Genomic DNA, 15,259 nt, shown 5'->3' on the forward strand with positions numbered 1-15,259 from the left:
CGGCGTTCGACCGCTACGGGTCGCCGTCCGAGGTGGCTTCGGCGGTGTCCTACCTGGCCGCGCCGGCCAGCGCGTACGTGACGGCCGCTGCCGCTCCGCTCGACCTGTCCACGACCTACCCGTCCCGCGACAGTGCCGCCGAAGCCGCCCGTGCCGAGCACGGCCACCCCCGTCAACGCCAGCGCGACGAGCGCTTTCCGCATCTAGTTGGCGCCTCCCGACTTGGCCGTGGCCTTGCGGGCCCGGATGGTCGCGCCGGCCCCGACGCCGAGCCCGATGGCGCCGACGAGCAGGCTGGCCCCGCCGAGCCAGCGGGCGGTGTTGTCGGACGTCGCCGCGGCGGCTTCGGTGTGCTCGCCGGTGGTCGATGCCGTCCCGGCCGCCATCCCGGCGTGGTCGTCGCCTTCCACCGCCTTCGCGGCCAGCTTGACGACCGGCGACGGGTGCTCCGGCTCCTCGCCGTTCGCCGGCTTCGGCTGGTTCCAGTCGACGACCTTACCGTCGCTGTAGGTCTGGTGGGCCGGGAACTCCACCTGGTCCACGTTGCTGGGCAGCGGGCCGAAGCTCACCGAGAACTCCTGGTAGTCGGTGGCCTTGAGCTCGTTGCCCGGCTGGGCGGTCCAGGTCACCGCGGTGACGGCTTCGGTGATCTGCGTGCCGTTGTCCTTGGTGATCGGCGTGGGCAGCTTCGACTTGACGACCTCGGCGGTCCAGCCGGGGAGCGGCTTGGTCCGCACCGAGCCGATGCCGTAGTCCGCCTTGAAGTCGACGGTGAGCTTCGTGGTGGTGAGGGGGGCCTTCTCCTCGCTCGGCACGCGGAACACGATCGCGGCGTAGCCGCCCTTCGTCGGCTGCGGGCCGTACACGTTGGCGGTGACGTGCGCGGAGGCGACGCCCGCGCCGAGGAGACCGGCGACACCGACGGTCGCGGCGAGGAAGCCGGCGCGCCTGAAGACGTGCTGGGACATGGGTTCACTCCTGATGAACTCAAGGGGACAACAGCGAACTCGGGGGTTCGCTGTCGTGAAGGAGGAAAAGCTGAGGTCAGGAGTGAACGGGCGGGCCGCGCCGCCCGCGGATCCGGCGCAGGTCGACGCCGACGAGGTGGTCCGGCCCGGCGGTGCGGGCCGGGACGAGGGCGGGAGCCGCTGCCGGCACCGGCAGCGGGGTGAGCAGCCGCGGCAGGATGGCGCGCAGCACGGCCAGCACCGTGAGCAGGGTCGCGTCCGCGCGGGCGAGCAGGAGCGCGGTCAGCACGGTCGCGACGGTGTGCGCGACAACCATGCCGAGCCCGGTGTTCCCGGGCGACGCGGCCATGCCGTGGTGCTCGGCGAGCGTGGTGAGCAGCAGGTGCATGACCAGCTGGGCGGCCCCCAGCAGGGTGATCGTGGCGACCGCTCCGCGTGCCTTACGGGTGAGGGCGGTCGCGGTCCAGCCGAACAGGCCGGTGAGCAGCACCGTCATCGCCGGGTCGGGCAGCCCGCCGTCGGCGAGCCGGTGCGCGGTCACGGTAAGCGCCGCCGCGCTCACGGCGAGCAACGCGCCGCGGGTAGCCCCGAGCACGGCGGGTCGCCGTGCCGGGACGTTCATGACGAGCAGCCTAAGCGACGCACCAATGGGTGATCGCGCGGTCCCGTCAGGTGAGCACACACAAAGTTAACGGCTCATGCGCCGGTTCGGTTCAGCGTGGTTGTTGCCGATCACGCCCGGATGCGGAACGGTGGCGGAATCACCGAGGCCGAGAACGGAGGTTTGGCTTCTCCGCACGGTGGGTACTGAGCCGTCGGTCAGGAGCTAGCCCGTTCGGGTGAGTCTCAATGGACGCGGGCGGGAGTGCGGACACGGATGAATCTCTTCGAGTACATCTCGGACCGGGCGAGCAAGTTGTGGCTGGAGGCCTACCTGCACACCAGCCTGGTGGTGCAGTGCACGATCCTCGCGGCGGTACTCGGCGTGCTGATCGGGGTCGCGGTCTACCGCAGCTCGATCGGTTCGGCGGTGGCCACCGCGTTGGCCAGCACGATCCTGACGGTTCCGTCGTTCGCCCTCCTGGGCCTGCTGATCCCGATCTCCGGGCTCGGACCGACGACCGCCGTCATCGCGCTGGTGCTGTACGGCCTCCTGCCGATCGTCCGGAACACCATCGTCGGGCTCGACGGCGTCGACCCGGCGATCACCGACGCCGCGCGCGGCATCGGGATGAGCCGCTTCGGCGTGCTCACCCGCGTCGAGCTGCGGCTGGCCTGGCCGGCGATCCTCGCCGGCATGCGGGTCGCGACGCAGATGCTGATGGGCATCGCGGTGATCTCCGCCTACGCGAAGGGCCCGGGCTTCGGCGCCGAGGTCTTTTCCGGGCTCACGAACGCGGGGAGCACGAACTCCCTGAACCAAGCCGTCACCGGCACGGTCGGGGTGGTCATCCTCGCCCTGCTCCTCGACGGCGTCTACGTCCTGATCAAGCGCTTCACCATCTCTAGGGGTGTCCGTGGCTGAGAACGAGGAAGTCTCCGGCGTCGAGATCGAGCTGGAGCAGGTGACCAAGCGGTACCCGGGCACCCGTGAGCCGGCCGTCGACGACTTCTCGATGGTCGTGCCCGCCGGCAAGATCGTGGTCTTCGTCGGCCCGTCCGGGTGCGGCAAGACCACCACGATGCGGATGATCAACCGGCTGATCGAGCCGACGTCCGGCCGGATCACCATCGGCGGCGACGACGCGCTCAAGCTGGACGTCGACACCCTGCGCCGCCGGACCGGCTACGCCATCCAGCAGGCCGGGCTGTTCCCGCACTTCACCGTCGCGCAGAACATCGCGGTGGTGCCGGGCCTGCTCGGCTGGGACAAGCAGAAGGTCAACGCCCGGGTCGAGGAGATGATGGACCTGGTCGGGCTCGACCCGGCCGACTTCCGCGACCGCTTCCCGCGCCAGCTCTCCGGCGGGCAGCAGCAGCGCGTCGGCGTGGCGCGGGCGCTCGCCGCGGACCCGCCGGTGCTGCTGATGGACGAGCCGTTCGGCGCGGTCGACCCGATCACCCGCGGCAACCTGCAGGACGAGCTGCTGCGGCTGCAGACGGAGCTGAAGAAGACGATCGTGTTCGTCACGCACGACTTCGACGAAGCCGTGAAGCTCGGCGACAAGATCGCGGTGCTCGGCAACCGGTCGTCGATCCTGCAGTACGACACGCCCGAAGCGATCCTGGCGAACCCGGCGGACGACACGGTCGCCGGCTTCGTCGGCGCGGGCGCGTCGCTGAAGCAGCTGACGCTGCTGCGGGTTCGCGACGTCGAGCTCCAGCAGGACGCGCTCACCGTGACCGTCGACGAGTCGCCCGCGTCGGTCCGGGAGAAGCTCGAGAAGTCGCGCAAGCACTTCGCGCTCGTCCTGGACGCCCGCCGCCGTCCGACGCGGTGGGTGCACAGCCGCGAGCTCACTTCGGCGTCTTCGCTGGCCAACCTCGGCAAGCCGCTGCGCGACGTCGTCAGCCTGCAGTCGACGCTGCAGGACGCGCTCGAGGCGATGCTCGCCGAGGGCGGATCGGTGCCGGTCACCGGTGCGCGCGGCGAGTACGCGGGCACCATCCAGCTGGACACCGTGATCGAGACCATCCAGCAGCTGCGGGACGAGCACACCAACGGCGAGGAGGTGTCCGCGTGACGGTTGACGTCGACACCGGTTTCAGTACCGAGTCCGGCTCCAAACGCGCGGAACGCGTCCGGCTCTTCGCGCAGCCCGCGGTCGTGCTGGTGATCGTCGCGGTCACGCTGGTCTCGGTGTTCTCCAGCGGGCTGACCGCGACCGAGAAGGAGACGCTCAACGCGTCGTCGTTGCTCACGGCGTTGTGGGACCACCTGCTGATCACGCTCGTGGTGACCGCGATCGTCGTGCTGGTCGCGGTGCCGCTCGGAGTCATCGTGACGCGGCCGTGGGCGCGCTTCCTGGCGCCGATCTTCCTGGCGATCGCGAACATCGGCCAGGCCGCGCCCGCGCTCGGCGTGCTGGTGCTGTGGTTCATCGTCACCGGCGCGACCGGCGGGATCTGGGTGGCGGCGCTGCCGCTGGCGTTCTACTCGCTGCTGCCGGTGCTGCGGAACACGATGGTCGGCATCCAGCAGGTCGACCCGGCGCTGATCGACGCGGGCCGCGGCATCGGGATGCCGGCGTCCGCGGTGCTCTGGCGGGTCGAGCTCCCGCTGGCCGTCCCACTGATCCTGGCCGGCCTGCGCACGTCACTGGTGCTGGCGGTCGGCACGGCGACGTTCGGCATGTTCGTCAACGCGGGCGGGTTCGGGCTGCTCATCGACACCGGCTACAAGCTGAACCTGACTTCGGTGCTGGTCACCGGTTCGGTGCTGGCCGTGGCGCTGGCGCTGCTGGTGGACTGGCTGGGCGCGGTCGCCGAACAGTTCTTCGGACCGAAGGGGCTGCGATGAAACTCCGGCGTTGGAAGGCCGTCCTCGGGGTGGCCGTGCTGGGCGCGACGCTTTCGGCGTGCGGGCTGACGGTCAACCAGGCGGTGCCGTACGACATCCGGCCCGGCTCGATCCAGCCGATCCCGTCGCTGCAGGGGCTCAAGGTCACGGTGGGGTCGAAGGACTTCACCGAGAACATCATCCTGGCGTACATGGCCGAGATGGCGCTGACCGCGGCGGGCGCGGAGGTCGTCGACCTGTCCGACATCAAGGGCTCCAACTCGTCGCGCCAGGCGCTGCTGTCCGGGCAGACGGACGTCACGTGGGAGTACACCGGCACGGGCTGGATCAACTACCAGGGCAACGAGCTCCCGGTCCCCGGCGGCGAGAAGGCCCAGTACGAGGCGACGGCCAAGGCGGACGAGGAGAAGTTCGGCGTCACGTGGCTGAACTACTCGCCGCTCAACGACCAGTACGCCTTCGCCGTCACCGAGGCGTACGGCGCGCAGAACAACCTGAAGACGACGTCCGACCTGGCGGCGTTCATCAAGCAGAAGCCGGACCAGGCGGTGTTCTGCCTGGAGACGGAGTTCACCAGCCGCCAGGACGGCTTCCCGGCGGCGGTCAAGGCGTACGGCTTCCAGAACCCGACGGTGAAGAACTTCGGCATCGGCACGATCTACTCGGCGGTGGCGAGCGGAACCTGCCCGGTGGGCGAGGTCTTCACGACGGACGGCCGGATTTCGGGCCTCAACCTGCGGGTGCTGGAGGACGACAAGAAAGCGTTCCCCCAGTACAACGCGGTCGCGACGCTGCGCACGGAGTTCATCAAGGCGCACCCGGACCTCCGCGGCCCCCTGGAGACGGTCAGCGCGGCGATCACCAACGAGCAGATGATCGAGCTCTGCAAGCAGGTCGACGTCGACGGCCAGGACGCGGGCAAGGTGGCCCACGACTGGATGGTCAAGAAGGGCTTCGTCAAGTAGCCGGTTCATCGACCGAACGGCCGGGCAGTTCGCTGCCCGGCCGTTTTGTCAAATCAGCCATCCACAGGACCGAAGTTGTCCACAGATTTCCGCGGCCGGGGTTTTTGCCCCCTGCCGCCGATAGACTGGATCTGGGGACGCCCCCCGGGACGGGTGGGGGCTGCCCTCAGATCCCCAGCCGGTGCAGCAGCTGGCCTTCCAGCCGTTCCAGCTCGCCGGCCACCGCGCGGTGGGCCGACTTCCGTCGCGCCGCCGGCATTCGCTCGGCCGCCCGGATCGTGGCCGACAGCTGCTCCAGCGTCCCGAGCGCGTCCTTCGCGAACTCCGTGTCCGTCGTCGAAGCCTTCGCCGACTTCCGCAGGTCGCGGCAGCCGTCGGCGAGGCCGGCGATCCGGGCGTGCAGGGCCGCGCCGCGGCCGGTGTACTCGCCCAGCTTCTCGACCGAAACCCCCAGCTTGCGCGCCTGGTAGCGGTCGTACACCTCTCGCGCGACGCCCGCCGCGCGGACCGCGTACGGCGCGACCACGGGAATCATGGCCGGGCCGAGCACCTTCGCCACCGCGATCGCGTTCTTCGCCTTCTTGGGGGTGAACCTGGCTTCACCCTCGACCTTGGCCTTGCGCGCCATGGCACCTCCTGCGACGTGTCGAGGTCGAACTTACTGGTCGCCCGGGTGGCGGGCATGGCGGCTCGGCGGTGGGAATCTAGAGTGATCTCCATGAAGGGCGAGGTGGTACTCGACGCGGGAGCGGTCAGCCGCTGCCGCCGTCGCGTGCACCTCGAACACGATCCGGCGATGCGCGAGGTCCCGCTCTCGCCGCCGGACCCCACGGCGCAGCAGCGGATCGACGACGCCGCCGCCCACCGCGAGGACATCGTCAGCCGGCTGATGGCCGCCAATCCCGGTCAGTGGGTGAAGATCGGCCGCGACCTCCCGGCGCATGAGCGCGTCGAACGCACCGAACAGGCATTCGCCGCCGAAGCCCCCTACATCTGGGGCGCGCTGCTGCCGGTCGACCCGGCCGGGCACCGGCGCGGCGGCATCGACCTGCTCGTCCGCACCGGCCGCGGGTACGTCCCGGTGCTGGTGGTGCGCCACCGCATCACCGACCGCGGCAGCGGCGCGATCGTCACCGGCCTGACCGACCTCGACCCGACGCACCGCGCGGCCGACGACGGCCGCAGGATCCGGTCGCAGCCCCGCGACCAGCTCCGGCTCGCGCACATCCGCCGCATGCTGCAGACGCTCGGGCAGGCCGACGAAAGCCTCGTGCTCGGCGGCGTGATCGGTCTGGACGCCGACGTCGTCGTCTGGCACGACCTCACGGCGGGCACCTGGCCCGGCGGCCGCAGCGCACTCACCGAGTACCAGGCCCGGTTCGCCGACCGGCTCGCCATCGCCACCGCGGCCGCGAACGGCGACGAGCCGCTGGCCGAGCCGTCGCGCGTGCTCGAGTGCCGCAGCTGCCCGTGGTGGCCGACGTGCGCGGCCGAGCTCGCCGAGGCCCGCGACGTCAGCCTCGTCGTCCGCGGCGAGGACGCGGTGGAGCTGCGCCGGGCCGGCGTGTCCACTGTGGACAAGCTGGCGGCGCTCGACCCGGCCGGCGAGTCGCCGTCGGTGAACTGGACGGGCGTCACCTTCCCGGACGCGGTCGTGCTCGCCCGCGCCTGGCTGGCCGACCTCACCCTCGTCCGACGCGTCGAGGAGGTGGAGGTGCCGCGCGCCGACGTCGAGGTCGACATCGACATGGAGAGCTTCGGCGACGCCGGCGCGTACCTCTGGGGCTGCCTGCTGAGCGGCGCCGACATCGGCCTCCCGCAGGGCTACCGCGCCTTCGCGACGTGGGACCCGCTGCCCACCGACGACGAGGCCCGGTCCTTCGCCGGCTTCTGGGCCTGGCTCACCGACGTCCGCGAGCGCACCGAAGCGGCGGGGCTGACCTTCCGCGCCTACTGCTACAACGCGCTCGCCGAGAACCGCTGGCTCTTCGGCTCCGTCGAGCGCTTCGGCGACCACCCCGGCGTCCCGGCGAAGAAGGAAGTCCAGTCCTTTGTGGACTCCGACGAGTGGGTCGACCTCTTCCGCAGCGTCAGCGACCAGTTCCTGTGTTCCCACGGCAAGGGGCTGAAGGTGATCGCCCCGGTCGCCGGGTTCTCCTGGCGCGACCCCGAGGCGGGCGGCGAGGCGTCGATGCGCTGGTACCGCGACGCCGTGGGCATGGACGGCGAGACGCCGGACGACGCCCAGCGCGAGCGGCTGCTGCGCTACAACGAGGACGACGTCCTCGCGACGCGGGCGCTGCGCGAGTGGATCAGCGCGCGGGCGCAGACCGAAGTCCCGTACATGTTCGACCTCTGAGTTGGTTTGTCGACTAAGACACTTGCCTCCTGGCGCGTCTTGCGTAATACTCGTCTGCGAGTACTCGTGGACGAGGAGTCCAGATGAAGCGGCGGAAGGTCGGCAACCTGCTCGGGCTGGCCGTGCTGTCCGTCGTGATCGAGGGCCCCAAGCACCCGTACGAGATGGCTGCCGTGCTCAAGCAGCGCGGCAAGGACTCGGACATGCCGATCAAGTGGGGCTCGCTCTACACCGTCGTCGCGAACCTGGAGAAGCACGGCTTCGTCGAGGCCGTCGAGAGTGTCAAGGACGGTGGACGGCCCGAGCGCACCGTCTACCGGATCACGCCGGCCGGGCGCGAGGAGTTCGAGGACTGGGTCCGCGAGCTCGTCGGCACCCTCGACCGGGAGCCGCCGCGGTTCAAGGCCGGACTGTCGATGATGGGCGTCCTCGGCCCGGACCAGGCGATCTCCCTGCTGCGGCAGCGGGCGACCGAGCTGGACGAACGCGCCGAGGCACAGCGGGCGGGCCTCGAACAGCTGCGCGGCGTGATGCCGCGGCTGTTCCTGGTGGAGGTCGAGTACGACCTCGCGATGACCGAGGCCGAGGCGCGTTGGGTGCGCACCTTCCTCGGCGAGCTGACCAGTGGCGCCGTGCCCGGCACGGACGCGTGGCGCCGCTGGTACGAGACCGGCGAATTCCCCGACGACCTGGGGGAGTTCGTGGAAGGGAAATAGCACGGACCCCGGGTGGTGCTGGCACACCGCCCGGGGTCCTCGACCCCGAACCGAGCACGCCCGGCCCCGAGGTGGCACCGAAAGGATAACCGGGCGGCTCTTCGGTTCGGCACACCGAAGAGGAGAGATCCATGGAGACGACCCGCAAGCACAAAGTGCCCGAGATGGAGGGCTTCCAGGCGCGCTGGTACGCCAAGAACCGGGGCACCGAGGCGCAGCTCGCGCAGTACCGGCGGCAGGCGGCCGAGGTCACGGCCGGGCTGGCGGAGGGCGCCGAGATCCTGGAGGTGGCGCCCGGGCCCGGCTTCTTCGCCGTGGAGCTGGCGAAGCGCGGCTACCGCGTCACCGGGCTCGACATCAGCCACACGATGGTCGAGATCGCCCTCGAAGAGGCCCGGAAGGCGGGCGTGGCCGTCGGCTTCCGGCAAGGGGACGTCACCGAGGCGCCGTTCGACGACGAGTCGTTCGACTTCGTGATCTGCCAGGCCGCGTTCAAGAACTTCCGGCGGCCGGTGGCCGCGCTGAACGAGATGCACCGGGTGCTGCGGCCCGGCGGGTTCGCGGTGATCCACGACCTGAACCACGAAGCGACCAGCGCGGACATCGAACGCGACGTCGCCGGGATGGACCTCGGCGTGGTCAGCGGCTTCACGGTCCGGCAGACGCTGGGGTGGCTGCGGCGCCGCGCGTTCACGGCCGCGCAGTTCGAGACGCTGGCCGCGGAAAGCGCGTTCGGCGGCTGCTCGGTCACCACGGACGGCATCGGCCTGGAGGTCCGTCTCACCCGCTGAGACGAACTTTCCCTAGGAAAGATGCGTCCGAAGGCCCTCAGACGCATCTTTCCTAGGGAAAGTGCCGTCCTTGGGGGTCAGCGCGGGGCCATGCGGAGGGAGCCGTCCATCCGGATGACCTCGCCGTTGAGGTAGTCGTGGTCGATGAGCGACAGCGCGAGCTGCGCGTACTCGTCCGGCCGCGCGAGGCGCTTCGGGAACGGGACCCCGGCGGCGAGCGACGCGCGGAACTCGTCGCCGACGGTGGCGAGCATCGGGGTGTCGACGATGCCCGGCGCGATGGTCAGCACGCGGATCCCGTGCGAGGCGAGGTCGCGGGCCGCGGGGAGCGTCATGCCGACGACGCCGCCCTTGGACGACGAGTAGGCGACCTGCCCGATCTGGCCGTCGAAGGCGGCGATGGACGCGGTGTTGATGATGACGCCGCGGGCGTCGTCTTCGAGGGGCTCGGTCTTCGCGATCGCCTCGGCCGCGACCGTCAGCACGTTGAACGTGCCGATCAGGTTGATCTGGATGACCTTCGCGTACAGCGCGAGGTCGTGGCGGCCCTTCTTGGACAGGATCCGCGCGGACGGCCCGATGCCGGCGCAGTTCACGACGGTCCGCAGCGGCACGCCGGACCCGGAAGCGGTCGCGACGGCGGCCTCGACCTGCTCGACGTCGGTGACGTCGGCCTCGACGTAGGTGATGCCGTCGAGCTGCTCCGCCTTCTCGATCGACGGCGCGAGGTCGAGCGCGAACACCCGGGCGCCCTTGGCCGCGAGCGCCGTCGCCGTCGCTCCGCCGAGGCCGGACGCGCCTCCCGTGACGAGCGCCGCGGTGTCGGTGATCTGCATCTGTGCCGTTCCCTTCGTGGCCTGCTGCTCGGATTCCGGACCCAGGTTAACGCTCGTTCGCACCGGCGATTCGTGTCTTCGCTCACCGCTCCCGGGCGCGACTGTTTCCGTTAGCGCGGTGGTCACGTCCGGCTGCCACCTTCAGCACCATGACGTCAGCTCGGATCGTGGTGGTGGGAACCGGTTACGTCGGCTTGACCACGGGGGCCTGCCTCGCGAGTCTCGGCCATTTCGTCACCTGCGTGGACGTCGACCGCGCGAAGGTGTCCCGGCTGTGTGCCGGCCGCGTCGACATCCTCGAACCGGGGCTGGCCGACCTGGTCGCCCGCGGGGTCGCGGCGGGGCGCCTGCGGTTCGTCGTCGGCGCGCGGGACGCGGTCCGCGGCGCCGAAGCGGTGTTCCTCTGTGTGCCGACGCCGATGGGGGCGGGCGGCTCCGCGGACCTCCGCGCGGTCGAGGCGGTGGTCGCCGAGATCGGCGACGTCGTGCCCGCGGGCTGTGCGCTGGTCACCAAGTCGACCGTGCCGGTCGGCACGGCGAAGCGGATCCGGGAGATGCTCGGCCGGACCGACGTGCCGGTGGTGTCGAACCCCGAGTTCCTCCGCGAAGGCACCGCGGTCGCGGACTTCCTTGGGCCGGACCGGATCGTCGTCGGCTCGGACGACCTCGCCGCCGCGCGCCGGGTCGGCGAGCTGTACGCCGACCTCGCGGCTCCGGTCGTCGTCGCCGACGCGGCGAGCGCGGAGCTGGTGAAGTACGCCGCGAACTGCTACCTCGCGCTGAAGCTGTCCTACGTCAACTCGATCGCCGAGCTGTGCGAACGGCTGGGCGCGGACATCTCCCTGGTCACCGAGGGCATGGGCTACGACCGGCGGATCGGCCGGACGTTCCTCAAGCCGGGCCCTGGCTGGGGCGGCTCGTGCCTGCCGAAGGACACCAGCGCGCTGGTCAAGGTCGCCGAGTCGGTGCACTACGACTTCAAGATGCTGACCTCGGCGATCGACGAGAACATCGCCCAGCGCGACCGGATCGTCGCGAAGATCGCCGGCGCGGTCGGCGGCACGCTGGCCGGCGCCCGGATCGGCGTGCTGGGCCTGGCCTTCAAGGCGGGCACCAACGACCTGCGCGACTCGCCCGCGCTGGCCGTGTCGTCGGTGCTGTGCGCGCTGGGCGCCGAGCTGATCGCCTACGACCCGGCGGTCGACGGCGAGATCGACGGGATGACCGTCGTGGACGACGCCTACCAGGTCGCGAAGGACGCGGACGCCGTCGTGGTGCTGACCGAGTGGGCCGAGTTCAAGCACCTCGACTGGACCGCGATGGCCGAGCTGATGGACGGCATCGACGTCGTCGACACGCGCAACCTGCTCGACCCACGGGCGATCGTGGACGCCGGGCTGTCCTGGCAGGGCGTCGGGCGGCCGCGGGCGGCGGCGCGAATCAAGGTCTCTTGAAAAGGCACTGCGTGAGCGCTCGATCTTGGCTAGGCTGGCCGCACGGCATCGCGTGTCGGTCACCGGCTGGGTGAGGCATGGAGGTGGCGGGAGTGCCCCGGAGGCATTTCAATCGTGTCAGTATCCGTTTCCGTTGAATTGAACCATTTGATCGTCCCGTCCCGGAACAACCGGGAATCCGCCGAATTCCTGGCGAACCTGCTCGGCCTCGAAGTCGGGGAGGAATGGGGCCCGTTCATCCCGGTCGAGACCCGCAACGGCGTCCGCCTGGACTTCGCGACCATCCCCGAAGAGGACCTTCGCCTGCAGCACTACTGTTTCCTGATCCCGGAAGACGACTTCGACGCCGTCTTCGCGCGGCTCGTCGAAACGGGTGTGACGTACCACGCCGACCCGATGGGGAAGCAGGTCGGCGAAATCAACAACAACCACGGCGGTCGTGGTGTCTATTTCCTCGATCCCGGTGGGAACGGGATGGAAATCATCACGCAGCCGTACGAGCCGGACCGGCGTCGCCCAGCTCGCTGGTAAGTTCCTTAGCAATGCGTACTATCGGGGCATGTTCACGACGAGGCCGGAGCTGGCCGGCACCTTCGGGATGGTGGCATCGACGCACTGGCTGGCTTCGGCCACCGGGATGGCGGTGCTGGAAGACGGCGGCAACGCGTTCGACGCGGCGGTCGCCGCCGGGTTCGTCCTGCAGGTCGCCGAGCCGCACCTGTGCGGGCCGGCGGGCCAGGTGCCCGGCCTCTTCGTGACGGCGGACGATCCGACCCCGCGGGCGCTGGCGAGCCAGGGCCCGTCGCCCGCGGGGGCCACGCCCGCGCACTTCGCGTCGCTCGGGCTGGACCTGATCCCGGGCAGCGGCCTGCTCCCGGCGACCGTCCCCGGCGCCTGGGACGGCTGGCTCCTGCTGCTGCGCGACTACGGCACGAAGTCCCTTCGCGAGGTGCTGTCGTACGCGATCGGCTACGCGCGCAACGGCGTCCCGCTGGTGTCGCGGGTCGGGGACACGATCCGCGCCGTCGAGCGGCTGTTCGTCGAGCACTGGCCGACGTCGGCCGAGCTGTGGCTGCCGGACGGCAAGCCCGCTTCGGGCCTGCATCGGAATCCGGTTTTGGCCGGCACGTGGGAGCGGCTGCTGCGCGAAGCGGAGTCCGTCCCCGGCCGGGAAGCGCAGCTCGACGCGGGACGTCGTGCCTGGTCACAGGGCTTCGTCGCCGAATCGATCGACGCGTTCAGCCGGCAGGCGTTCCGCGACGACTCCGGCCGGGACCACGCGGGCCTGCTGACCGGCGACGACCTGGCGTCGTGGTCGGCGACGTACGAGGAACCGGCGTCCGTCGACGTCGGCGACTGGCGCCTGGTCAAGCTGGGCGGCTGGACGCAGGGCCCGGCTCTGTTGCAGCAGGCGCTGCTGATGCACGGCTTCCGCGACGAGCTGTCCTATGTGGACGGCGTGCCGTCGGAACGCACGGTGCACCTGGCGGTCGAAGCGGCGAAGCTGGCCTTCGCCGACCGCGAGGCCTGGTACGGCGACACCGACGTGCCCCTGGACGTGCTGCTTTCCGCGTCATACACCGATTCCCGACGCGCCTTGATCACCGACACGGCGTCTCCCTCGCTGCGCCCTGGCGACGCTCGTGGTCCGGCGCGGCTACCGGCGATCTTGGATTCGCTGCGGGGCGTGCGGGCCGAGGGCGGCGCGACGGGCGAGCCGACGGTCGGCCCCCAGGGCCGGACCCGCGGTGACACGGTCCACCTCGACGTCGCCGACGCGGCGGGCAACCTGGTCTCGCTGACGCCGTCCGGCGGCTGGCTGCAGTCCAGCCCGGCCATCCCTTCGCTGGGCTTCTGCCTGGACTCGCGGGGCCAGATGTTCTGGCTGGAGCAGGGCCTGCCGAACTCCCTGGCACCGCGCAAGCGTCCCCGGATCACGCTGTCGCCTTCGCTGGCGCTGCGCGACGGAGTCCCGACGCTGGCCTTCGGCACCCCGGGCGGCGACCAGCAGGACCAGTGGCAGTTGTGCTTCTGGCTCGCGCACGTCTACGGCGGGCTGAACCTGCAGGAGTCGATCGATTCGCCGGCTTGGCACACGACGGCGTTCCCGAGCTCGTTCCACCCGCGCTCGTGGAACCCGCGCGAGCTGGTGGTGGAGTCCCGCCTCGGCACGTCCACTGTGGATGCCCTGCGCGCCCGCGGCCACGAGATCGTGGACGCGGGCGACTGGGCGTTGGGCCGCCTCTCGGCGGTCTCCCGCTCCGGAGGCCTGCTCCACGCGGCGGCCAACGCCCGCGGCATGCAGGGCTACGCCGCGGGCCGTTAGCTCGGGCGCTCCCAGAGCCAGAACTCGATGCCCTGGTTGTCCGTGCAGTCCGCGGTGGTCCCGTACGGGTGCCGCTCCGCCTCGCCCGCCTGGCCGCCCTGCTCGCGAACCCGCGTCCGCGCCGCCTCCAGGTCGTCCACCGCGTACATCAGCTTCCAGCCGACCTGGCGGTCGCCGGCCCACAGGCCACCTTCGAGACCCGGGCCCGAGAACGACCACGCGTCCGAGACCGAGCCCGGCGAGAACTCCCAGCCCAGCACCGCGCCGTAGAACGTCTTCGCCGGCTCGGCCTCCGGGACCTGGAACGTGAAGTACATGGCCTCGCCCTGCTTCGGCGCCGGCTTCGGCGTCGCCTGGGACACCAGCCAGCGCTGGCCGAACGGGTCGCGGAACGAGCCGCCGCGGCCGTACGGCGAATCGCTCACCGCGCGGATCAGCGTCGCGCCCAGCTCCACCGCCCGCGCCACGCTGGTGTCGGGATCCGGCACCTCGACCCGCACCGAAGCGCCACCCTCGCTCGCGGCGACGTGCCCGATCTCGGGGTACTCCTCGGCGAGCATCAGCACGGTGTCGCCGATGGCCAGTTCGGCGTGCCCGATCCGGCCGTCGTCCATCAGGATCGGTTCGGCGCGCCGCACCGCGCCGAAGACCTCGACGTAGAAGTCGAGCGCGGCCCGGGCGTCGGACACGGCGAGGTACGGGGTCAGCGAGCGTAGTTCGGCGCTCGTCGCGGGCGCTTCCGTGGTGGTCATCTCGGCTCCGTTCAAGATCAAGCGGCGCAGGTTGTCGCGCAGCTCGGCGGCGAAGTCCGGGTCGGGGGCGACCCGCTCGGAGGGACGGCGAAGCGCGTCGAAAGGCTCAGGCATCGCGACCCTCCTTCACTTCGTAGGCACGTCGGAACGCGGCACGGGCCCGCACGAGCAACGCCTCGGTGGCGTGCACGCTGCGCCCCAGGTGGCCGGCGACTTCGGGCACCCCGAGGCCGTCGACGTAGCGCAGGGTCAGCGCGGCCCGGTGGTGCGGCCCGAGGGATTCGAGCACCTGTCTCGCGCGCAGGGCGTCGAGCCGCTCGTCCCACGGGTCCTCGACGTCCGGTGCGCTGTCGTGCGCCAGCCGCAGCCCGCGTTCTTCCCGTTCTTTGCGCCGCCAGTGGTCGGCGAGCTTGTGCCGGGCGACGCCGATCAGCCACCCGGTGCTCACTGGAGGTGCGTACTCCTTGCGACAGGCGGCGACCGCCCCGAGGAACGTCTCGGACGTCAGCTCCTCGGCGAGCGTGCGGTCGCCGCACCGGGACAGCAGGTACCCGTAGACCTCCGGCAGCGCGGTTTCGTACAGCCCGAGCAGCGCGAAGGCCGGGTCCGGTCGCACCCGAGGTTCCGTCACA

16 protein-coding genes are annotated in these 15,259 nt (G+C 70.9%); 10 read left to right on the top strand and 6 right to left on the bottom strand.

The features are described from left to right. Positions 1–203: 203 nt before the first annotated feature. Positions 204–968 (bottom strand): YcnI family protein, encoded by a 765-nt coding sequence (locus AB0M82_RS21240; protein WP_364724263.1) that lies wholly within the window; start codon positions 966–968, stop codon positions 204–206. A gap of 76 nt (positions 969–1,044) precedes the next feature. Next, positions 1,045–1,539 carry a DUF5455 family protein gene (locus AB0M82_RS21245; protein WP_364724600.1) on the bottom strand — a complete coding sequence of 165 codons (495 nt, stop codon included), beginning with the start codon at positions 1,537–1,539 and terminating at the stop codon, positions 1,045–1,047. Positions 1,540–1,845: 306 nt separating this feature from the next. Between AB0M82_RS21245 and AB0M82_RS21250 the strand changes: the two genes are divergently transcribed. From AB0M82_RS21250 to AB0M82_RS21265, 4 genes are read left to right on the top strand one after another with little or no spacing between them, the layout of a single operon-like run. Then, entirely contained in the window at positions 1,846–2,493 is a 648-nt protein-coding gene (locus tag AB0M82_RS21250) for an ABC transporter permease (protein ID WP_364724266.1), read from the top strand. Then, positions 2,486–3,652: an ATP-binding cassette domain-containing protein gene (locus AB0M82_RS21255; RefSeq protein ID WP_364724269.1), complete on the top strand. Its 1,167-nt coding sequence runs from the start codon at positions 2,486–2,488 to the stop codon at positions 3,650–3,652. The genes AB0M82_RS21250 and AB0M82_RS21255 overlap by 8 nt, the downstream gene beginning before the upstream one ends. After that, positions 3,649–4,428, top strand: coding sequence for an ABC transporter permease (locus AB0M82_RS21260; RefSeq protein ID WP_364724272.1), 780 nt, complete (start codon positions 3,649–3,651; stop codon positions 4,426–4,428). The genes AB0M82_RS21255 and AB0M82_RS21260 overlap by 4 nt, the downstream gene beginning before the upstream one ends. Beyond that, on the top strand, positions 4,425–5,393 hold the full coding sequence (locus AB0M82_RS21265; RefSeq protein WP_364724275.1) for a glycine betaine ABC transporter substrate-binding protein: 969 nt from the start codon (positions 4,425–4,427) through the stop codon (positions 5,391–5,393). Before AB0M82_RS21260 ends, AB0M82_RS21265 begins: the two co-directional genes overlap by 4 nt. Before the next feature lie 166 nt (positions 5,394–5,559). Here AB0M82_RS21265 and AB0M82_RS21270 read toward each other — a convergent pair whose 3' ends face one another. Next, positions 5,560–6,021: a DUF6474 family protein gene (locus AB0M82_RS21270; protein WP_364724278.1), complete on the bottom strand. Its 462-nt coding sequence runs from the start codon at positions 6,019–6,021 to the stop codon at positions 5,560–5,562. A gap of 90 nt (positions 6,022–6,111) precedes the next feature. Here AB0M82_RS21270 and AB0M82_RS21275 point away from each other — a divergent pair, with 90 nt between their 5' ends. The 3 genes from AB0M82_RS21275 to AB0M82_RS21285 all read left to right on the top strand — a co-directional run bounded on the left by AB0M82_RS21275 (position 6,112) and on the right by AB0M82_RS21285 (position 9,259). Then, complete coding sequence (locus AB0M82_RS21275; RefSeq protein ID WP_364724281.1) at positions 6,112–7,752, top strand: TM0106 family RecB-like putative nuclease; 1,641 nt, start codon at positions 6,112–6,114, stop codon at positions 7,750–7,752. Between the two features lie 83 nt (positions 7,753–7,835). Next, entirely contained in the window at positions 7,836–8,468 is a 633-nt protein-coding gene (locus tag AB0M82_RS21280; protein WP_364724283.1) for a PadR family transcriptional regulator, read from the top strand. 131 nt (positions 8,469–8,599) lie between these two features. Continuing rightward, positions 8,600–9,259, top strand: coding sequence for a class I SAM-dependent methyltransferase (locus AB0M82_RS21285; RefSeq protein WP_364724286.1), 660 nt, complete (start codon positions 8,600–8,602; stop codon positions 9,257–9,259). 77 nt (positions 9,260–9,336) lie between these two features. On the opposite strand, the gene AB0M82_RS21290 is transcribed toward AB0M82_RS21285, so the two are convergent. Next, positions 9,337–10,095 carry an SDR family NAD(P)-dependent oxidoreductase gene (locus AB0M82_RS21290; protein WP_364724288.1) on the bottom strand — a complete coding sequence of 253 codons (759 nt, stop codon included), beginning with the start codon at positions 10,093–10,095 and terminating at the stop codon, positions 9,337–9,339. 149 nt (positions 10,096–10,244) lie between these two features. Between AB0M82_RS21290 and AB0M82_RS21295 the strand changes: the two genes are divergently transcribed. The 3 genes from AB0M82_RS21295 (at position 10,245) to AB0M82_RS21305 (ending at position 13,875) form a co-directional block, all read left to right on the top strand. Further along, complete coding sequence (locus AB0M82_RS21295; protein ID WP_364724291.1) at positions 10,245–11,549, top strand: UDP-glucose/GDP-mannose dehydrogenase family protein; 1,305 nt, start codon at positions 10,245–10,247, stop codon at positions 11,547–11,549. A 147-nt stretch (positions 11,550–11,696) separates the two neighbouring features. After that, on the top strand, positions 11,697–12,080 hold the full coding sequence (locus tag AB0M82_RS21300; protein WP_364724294.1) for a VOC family protein: 384 nt from the start codon (positions 11,697–11,699) through the stop codon (positions 12,078–12,080). 28 nt (positions 12,081–12,108) lie between these two features. Then, positions 12,109–13,875: a gamma-glutamyltransferase gene (locus AB0M82_RS21305; protein WP_364724297.1), complete on the top strand. Its 1,767-nt coding sequence runs from the start codon at positions 12,109–12,111 to the stop codon at positions 13,873–13,875. On the opposite strand, the gene AB0M82_RS21310 is transcribed toward AB0M82_RS21305, so the two are convergent. Together AB0M82_RS21310 and AB0M82_RS21315 are read right to left on the bottom strand one after the other, a co-directional pair. Then, positions 13,872–14,741: a VOC family protein gene (locus AB0M82_RS21310; protein WP_364724300.1), complete on the bottom strand. Its 870-nt coding sequence runs from the start codon at positions 14,739–14,741 to the stop codon at positions 13,872–13,874. The two genes, AB0M82_RS21305 and AB0M82_RS21310, sit on opposite strands and share 4 nt — an antisense overlap. After that, positions 14,734–15,258 (bottom strand): sigma-70 family RNA polymerase sigma factor, encoded by a 525-nt coding sequence (locus AB0M82_RS21315; RefSeq protein WP_364724302.1) that lies wholly within the window; start codon positions 15,256–15,258, stop codon positions 14,734–14,736. Before AB0M82_RS21315 ends, AB0M82_RS21310 begins: the two co-directional genes overlap by 8 nt. Position 15,259: the final 1 nt, after the last annotated feature.

The organism is Amycolatopsis sp. NPDC051128 (genome assembly GCF_040682715.1).
Classification (GTDB): Bacteria; Actinomycetota; Actinomycetes; order Mycobacteriales; family Pseudonocardiaceae; genus Amycolatopsis.

Excerpts from the sequence above, each read along its gene's own strand:
- AB0M82_RS21270 (WP_364724278.1), bottom strand. The coding sequence starts at position 6,021 with ATGGCGCGCAAGGCCAAGGTCGAGGGTGAAGCCAGGTTCACCCCCAAG.
- AB0M82_RS21295 (WP_364724291.1), top strand. The coding sequence starts at position 10,245 with ATGACGTCAGCTCGGATCGTGGTGGTGGGAACCGGTTACGTCGGCTTG.
- AB0M82_RS21310 (WP_364724300.1), bottom strand. The coding sequence starts at position 14,741 with ATGCCTGAGCCTTTCGACGCGCTTCGCCGTCCCTCCGAGCGGGTCGCC.
- AB0M82_RS21285 (WP_364724286.1), top strand. The coding sequence starts at position 8,600 with ATGGAGACGACCCGCAAGCACAAAGTGCCCGAGATGGAGGGCTTCCAG.
- AB0M82_RS21305 (WP_364724297.1), top strand. The coding sequence starts at position 12,109 with ATGTTCACGACGAGGCCGGAGCTGGCCGGCACCTTCGGGATGGTGGCA.
- AB0M82_RS21240 (WP_364724263.1), bottom strand. The coding sequence starts at position 968 with ATGTCCCAGCACGTCTTCAGGCGCGCCGGCTTCCTCGCCGCGACCGTC.
- AB0M82_RS21290 (WP_364724288.1), bottom strand. The coding sequence starts at position 10,095 with ATGCAGATCACCGACACCGCGGCGCTCGTCACGGGAGGCGCGTCCGGC.
- AB0M82_RS21280 (WP_364724283.1), top strand. The coding sequence starts at position 7,836 with ATGAAGCGGCGGAAGGTCGGCAACCTGCTCGGGCTGGCCGTGCTGTCC.
- AB0M82_RS21275 (WP_364724281.1), top strand. The coding sequence starts at position 6,112 with ATGAAGGGCGAGGTGGTACTCGACGCGGGAGCGGTCAGCCGCTGCCGC.
- AB0M82_RS21265 (WP_364724275.1), top strand. The coding sequence starts at position 4,425 with ATGAAACTCCGGCGTTGGAAGGCCGTCCTCGGGGTGGCCGTGCTGGGC.
- AB0M82_RS21250 (WP_364724266.1), top strand. The coding sequence starts at position 1,846 with ATGAATCTCTTCGAGTACATCTCGGACCGGGCGAGCAAGTTGTGGCTG.